Origin of the sequence: Mesorhizobium sp. M7A.F.Ca.US.002.01.1.1 (assembly GCF_004022955.1) — a bacterium.
Lineage (GTDB): Bacteria > Pseudomonadota > Alphaproteobacteria > Rhizobiales > Rhizobiaceae > Mesorhizobium > Mesorhizobium ciceri.
Genome location: NZ_RZQE01000424.1, coordinates 1 through 5,198, shown reverse-complemented (window position 1 = coordinate 5,198; position 5,198 = coordinate 1). Strand labels below are relative to the sequence as shown.

The 5,198-nt window shown below is 64.0% G+C and carries 9 protein-coding genes; all 9 read left to right on the top strand.

All coding sequences use genetic code 11. The features are described from left to right. The first annotated feature begins 21 nt into the window (after window positions 1-21). On the top strand, window positions 22-603 hold the full coding sequence (locus EN932_RS28535) for a hypothetical protein (protein ID WP_245483341.1): 582 nt from the start codon (window positions 22-24) through the stop codon (window positions 601-603). 157 nt (window positions 604-760) lie between these two features. Continuing rightward, window positions 761-1,240 carry a transcriptional regulator NrdR gene (gene nrdR, locus EN932_RS28530; protein ID WP_013532250.1) on the top strand — a complete coding sequence of 160 codons (480 nt, stop codon included), beginning with the start codon at window positions 761-763 and terminating at the stop codon, window positions 1,238-1,240. A gap of 2 nt (window positions 1,241-1,242) precedes the next feature. Further along, on the top strand, window positions 1,243-2,358 hold the full coding sequence (ribD, locus tag EN932_RS28525) for a bifunctional diaminohydroxyphosphoribosylaminopyrimidine deaminase/5-amino-6-(5-phosphoribosylamino)uracil reductase RibD (protein WP_127368998.1): 1,116 nt from the start codon (window positions 1,243-1,245) through the stop codon (window positions 2,356-2,358). 12 nt (window positions 2,359-2,370) lie between these two features. After that, complete coding sequence (locus EN932_RS28520) at window positions 2,371-2,988, top strand: riboflavin synthase (RefSeq protein ID WP_127368999.1); 618 nt, start codon at window positions 2,371-2,373, stop codon at window positions 2,986-2,988. Between the two features lie 63 nt (window positions 2,989-3,051). Continuing rightward, a complete protein-coding gene (locus EN932_RS28515; RefSeq protein ID WP_013532247.1) occupies window positions 3,052-3,312 on the top strand; it encodes a ribbon-helix-helix domain-containing protein in 261 nt (86 codons plus the stop codon). Next, a complete protein-coding gene (locus tag EN932_RS28510; protein WP_024504679.1) occupies window positions 3,312-3,587 on the top strand; it encodes a type II toxin-antitoxin system RelE/ParE family toxin in 276 nt (91 codons plus the stop codon). Before EN932_RS28515 ends, EN932_RS28510 begins: the two co-directional genes overlap by 1 nt. 81 nt (window positions 3,588-3,668) lie before the next feature. Beyond that, a complete protein-coding gene (gene ribH, locus EN932_RS28505) occupies window positions 3,669-4,163 on the top strand; it encodes a 6,7-dimethyl-8-ribityllumazine synthase (protein WP_013532245.1) in 495 nt (164 codons plus the stop codon). Beyond that, window positions 4,160-4,660 carry a transcription antitermination factor NusB gene (gene nusB, locus EN932_RS28500; RefSeq protein WP_013532244.1) on the top strand — a complete coding sequence of 167 codons (501 nt, stop codon included), beginning with the start codon at window positions 4,160-4,162 and terminating at the stop codon, window positions 4,658-4,660. Before ribH ends, nusB begins: the two co-directional genes overlap by 4 nt. Further along, window positions 4,657-5,198: MFS transporter (locus EN932_RS28495; protein ID WP_128369244.1), on the top strand; the 542-nt coding region annotated here is incomplete at its 3' end. The genes nusB and EN932_RS28495, both read left to right, overlap by 4 nt.

Below are 5,198 nucleotides of genomic sequence, written 5' to 3'. Positions count from 1 at the left end.
GGGCCTTTCCCCGGCAACGCCTTGGCGCAAACCGCCCCTGCTCAAGCCGCGCCCGCGCAACCCGCTCCTGCGCAACCCGCACCTCAGCCCGAGCCCCCGGCGCCCGCCCAGACGGCACCCAAGCTCGAAACCTTTGGCAGATGGTCGACCCTGGTCGACGAGGTCGACACCGGTGAGGATCTGCGCAAGACCTGCGCGGCCTCGACCGCCTTTATCGGCGCTGGCGGCGAGAGCGGCGTTCTGACGCTCATCATCACGAACGGTGATGCACTGCCGCCGGATGCCTACCCGTCCGTAACGATCGCCGTCGACAACAAGGCCTTGCCGGCCGGCAAGTCGGTTGCCGCCACTTTCGGCGACGACAAGGGCCGCGTCACTGCCAAGCTCCATTCCGATGGCGCCGTCAACGGCCGGCTCAGCTGGACCGTCGACAACCAGTCCAAGACCAGCCTGGCGCTCCTGCGCGCCATGCGCCGGGCATCGGTGCTTGACGTCTCCTTCGGCGATGCGCCGGTTGGAAGCATATCCATGGACGGCTTCACCAAGGCCTATCGTAGTCTCGGCGCATCGTGCGGGTTTCCGACCGCCGACGTTGCTCCCTGAAGACATCGGTACGCTGTGCGGCTGCTGGCGAGGCTGGCAATCCTGCTTGCGCCTCGCTATCTCTGAAGGGCGAGGGAGCTGTTGGCGACACTTTGCCATCGCTGCAAAAACCTCTAAGCCTTTCGCTTCACCAGATTCGCCAACCAAAGGCTTCTCCATGCGCTGTCCCTATTGCCAGTCGGAAGATACGCAGGTGAAGGATTCGCGCCCCGCCGAGGATGGCGCGGCGATCCGCAGGCGGCGCGTCTGCCCCGATTGCGGCGGCCGTTTCACCACCTTCGAGCGCGTGCAGTTGCGCGACCTCGTCGTGGTCAAGAAATCGGGCCGCAAAGTGCCCTTCGACCGCGACAAGCTGTTGCGCTCGGTGGAGATCGCCGTGCGCAAGCGCAATGTCGATCCCGAGCGTATCGACCGCGCGGTGACAGGCATCGTGCGCCAGCTCGAAAGTTCCGGCGAGACAGAGGTTGCTTCGGGAGAAGTCGGCCGCCTGGTCATGGAAGCACTGAAGTCGCTCGACGATGTCGCCTATGTCCGTTTCGCCTCGGTCTACCGCAATTTTCGCGAGGCCAAGGATTTCCATGAATTGCTGGGCGAGCTCAAGGGCGACGAAGTCAAGGGTGAAGAGGAAGCCAGCTGAGCATGACTGCAAGCGAACAGGCCGCCCTTGATCGCCGCTTCATGGCGGCGGCACTCAGACTGTCGCGAAAAAATGCCGGGCGCACCGCGACCAACCCGTCTGTCGGTACGCTGATCGTACGCGATGACGGCAATGGTCCGATGATCGTCGGCACCGGCGTCACCGCTGTCGGCGGCCGTCCGCATGCCGAGACCGAGGCCCTGGCCGAGGCCGGCGACCTCGCGCGCGGCGCCACCGCCTACGTCACGCTGGAACCTTGCGCCCACCACGGCCGCACGCCACCTTGCGCCAATGCGCTGGTCAATGCGGGCGTTGCGCGGGTCGTCGGTGCCGCCAGCGATCCCGATTCGCGCGTGTCCGGCAAGGGTTATGCGATCCTGCACGCGGCCGGTGTCGAGGTGGTCGAGAAGGTGCTGGCGGCGGAAGCTGCCGAGCAGATGGCCGGCTATTTGATTCGATCGTTGAGAAAACGCCCGGAAGTGATTCTCAAGCTTGCGCTTTCCAGCGACGGCAAGATCGGCAGGGAAGGTGACGGGCAGGTGTCGATCACCGGCGATATCGCGCGCCGAGAAGTGTATCTGATGCGGGCTGAGGCGGACGCCATACTGGTTGGTATCGGCACCGCCCTTGAGGATGATCCGGCCCTGACGGTGCGTTTGCCGGGGCTTGAGAACCGTTCGCCTGCCCGCATCGTGCTCGACCGCCAGCTCAGGTTGCCGGAGGCCTCGAAGCTGGTTTCGGGCGTCGACCGGGTACCGCTCTATATCGCCGCCTGCCTGGAGGCCGATCCGCTGCGGCGCGCAGCACTCGAACGCGCCGGCGTGCGCTTCATCGGCACCGAGACGCACGAGGGCGGCGTAGCCTTGCCGGAATTACTTGAGGACCTGGCCGCGCTCGGCATGGCCAGCGTGCTGGTCGAGGGCGGCGCCAGGGTGGCGAGCGCTTTCCTGGCCGACGGGCTGGTCGACCGCATCGTGCTGTTCCAGGGACCGGATGCAATCGGCGACGACGGCATTGCATCGCCGATCGACGCCGACCATATCCCGGCAGGATTTCGCAAATTGCGCGACATGCGCTTTGGCGAAGACAGCTACGCCGAGTGGATAAGAGACCTTTAGGGATCAACACCGATGTTTACCGGAATTGTCACCGATGTCGGCACTGTCGCGTCCGTCAAGCCGCTCAGGGAAGGGGTGGGGCTCCGCATCGACACAGCCTATGACCCGCAGACCATCGCCATCGGCGCCTCGATCTCCTGCGGCGGCGTCTGCCTGACGGTCACGGCCTTGCCCGACAGCGTTTCGAATGCACGCTGGTTCGAGGTTGAAGCATGGGAGGAAGCCTTGCGGCTGACCACGGCCTCGGGCTGGAAATCCGGCACCAAAGTCAATCTGGAGCAGGCGCTGAAGATCGGCGACGAACTCGGCGGCCACATCGTTTCGGGCCATGTCGACGGCATGGCCGAGATCATCGAGCGCAAGGATGAGGGCGATGCCGTGCGCTTCACGCTGGAGGCGCCGCGCGACCTGGCGAAGTTCATTGCGCCCAAGGGATCGGTCGCGCTCGACGGCACCTCGCTCACCGTCAACAAGATCGAAGGCGCGCGCTTCGACGTGCTTTTGATCCACCACTCGCTGACCGTGACCACCTGGGGCGAGCGCAAGGTCGGCGACCGCGTCAATCTCGAGATCGACACCATGGCGCGTTATGCGGCGCGGCTGGTCGAGGCGACGAAAGAGGGGCTTTAAGTGCTGCTGGCCTCGACTTAATCAGTTTTAATCGCTATGATTAGATCTGATTGTGAGGCTCTGATGGATACAAAAGTAATCACCGCTCACGTTCCGCTGCCGCTGGCTGAAAAGGTAGATCAACTGGCTGCCCGCCTTGAGCGCCCACGCGGCTGGATCGTCAAACAAGCTCTTTCCGCGTGGGTGGATTTGGAGGAGGAGCGCCGACGGCTCACGCTTGAAGCAATGGCCGATGTCGACGCAGGACGGGTCATCGATCACCAGGCCGTGCAGGCGTGGGCTGAGAGTCTTGGTACCGACAAGCCACTGCCGGTGCCTCGTTGATGGAGTTGAAATGGACCAACAAGGCTTTGTCCGACTTGGTCCGGCTACATGATTTTCTCGTGCTAGCAAATGGCCCGGCGGCCGCACGTGCCGTGCAGTCGCTTATTGCCGCGCCGGCACGGTTGGTCGAATATCCGCGCATCGGTGAGAGACTGGAAGAGTTCGAACCACGAGAAGTGCGTCGCATTTTGGTAGGCAGCTACGAAATTCGTTACGAGATACAGAACACGACAATTTCTGTGTTGCGCCTGTGGCATACGCGAGAGGATCGATAGGACAGGAGTCCATCCAGCAATCTTCCGCTTGCGATGAACCCGGCTTCGGCCTAAGTCACCGGCAACTCCCCGGAGACTTTTATGGCTGGTACATCCCAACACGGCAAAGCCTTCATTCGTCCGAAGGCGAAGGCGCATCTGCTCATTGTCGAAGCGCGCTTTCATGACGACCTTGCCGACGCGCTGCTCGATGGCGCGACAAGCGCGCTCGATGAGGCGGGCGCGACTTATGACGTCGTCACCGTTCCAGGTTCGCTGGAGATCCCCGCGGTGATCACCTTTGCACTGGACGGCGCGACGGAAGGCGGCACACATTATGATGGCTTTGTCGCGCTCGGCACCGTCGTCCGCGGCGACACCTATCATTTCGACATTGTCGCCAATGAATCCAGCCGCGCGCTCATGGATTTGAGCGTGCAGGACTCGGTCTGCATCGGCAACGGCATCCTCACCACCGAGAATGACGCCCAGGCCTGGACTCGCGCCAAGCGCTCGGAAGGCGACAAGGGCGGCTTTGCCGCGCGTGCGGCGCTGACCATGATTGCCCTCAAGGAACAATTGGGAGCGCGATCGTGAGCGAACCCGCTTCGCCCGGGCAGCCCGCGATGCGCCACGCCAACAAGCGCGGCGCTGCCCGTCTGGCCGCCGTGCAGGCGCTCTATCAGATGGATGTCGCCGGCAGCGGTGTCTTCGAGATCACCGCCGAGTACGAGGCGTTTCGCCTTGGCAAGGAAGTCGACGGCGCGCTCTATCGCGAGGCCGATGCGCAATGGTTTCGCGCTATCCTGGCGGGTGTCGTCGAGAACCAGAAGACCATCGATCCGATCATCCGCCAGGCGCTGACCGAGGACTGGCCGCTGTCGCGGCTCGATTCGACGCTGCGCGCCATCCTGCGCGCCGGCGTCTACGAACTGATGAAGCGCGAGGATGTCCCGGTCGCCGTCATCGTCTCCGAATATGTCGACATCGCCAAGGCCTTCTACGAGGAAGACGAGCCGAAGCTGGTCAATGCCGTGCTCGACCGTGTGTCACGCCGGGTGCGTGGCGAGGGGCGCGGCAAGGACGCATCATGACGGCAATCGCCGTCGAGGCAGGCAGCGAGGCGCGCCGCACGGCGCTGATCCTGGCCGCATCGCAGGCGATCATCGGCTCGGCGGCCCCCATCGCCATCTCCGTGGGCGCGCTGGCCGGGCAATATCTGCTTGGCCCCGACAAATCATTGGCGACAGCGCCGATCACCGGCTTCAACATCGGCGTGGCGCTCGGCGCGCTGCCTGCAGCGGCCATCATCCGCAGAATGGGCCAGCGCGGCGGCTTCATGACCGGAACGATCGTCACGGCGCTTGGCGGCCTCGTCGCCACGCTTGCGCTTTTTCAAGGGAGCTTCTGGCTGTTTGCCTTTGGCTTGCTCACGATCGGTGTCGGCGGCGCCTTCGTCCAGCAGTTCCGCTTCGCCGCCGCTGACAACGCACCGCCGGAATTCAAGGCGCGCGCCATCTCCTTCGTGCTGGCCGGCGGCATCGTCACCGCTATCCTCGGGCCGCAGATTGTCATCTTCACCCGCGAATCGCTGGCGCCGGTCATGTTTGCCGGTTCGTTCGTGTCCATCCT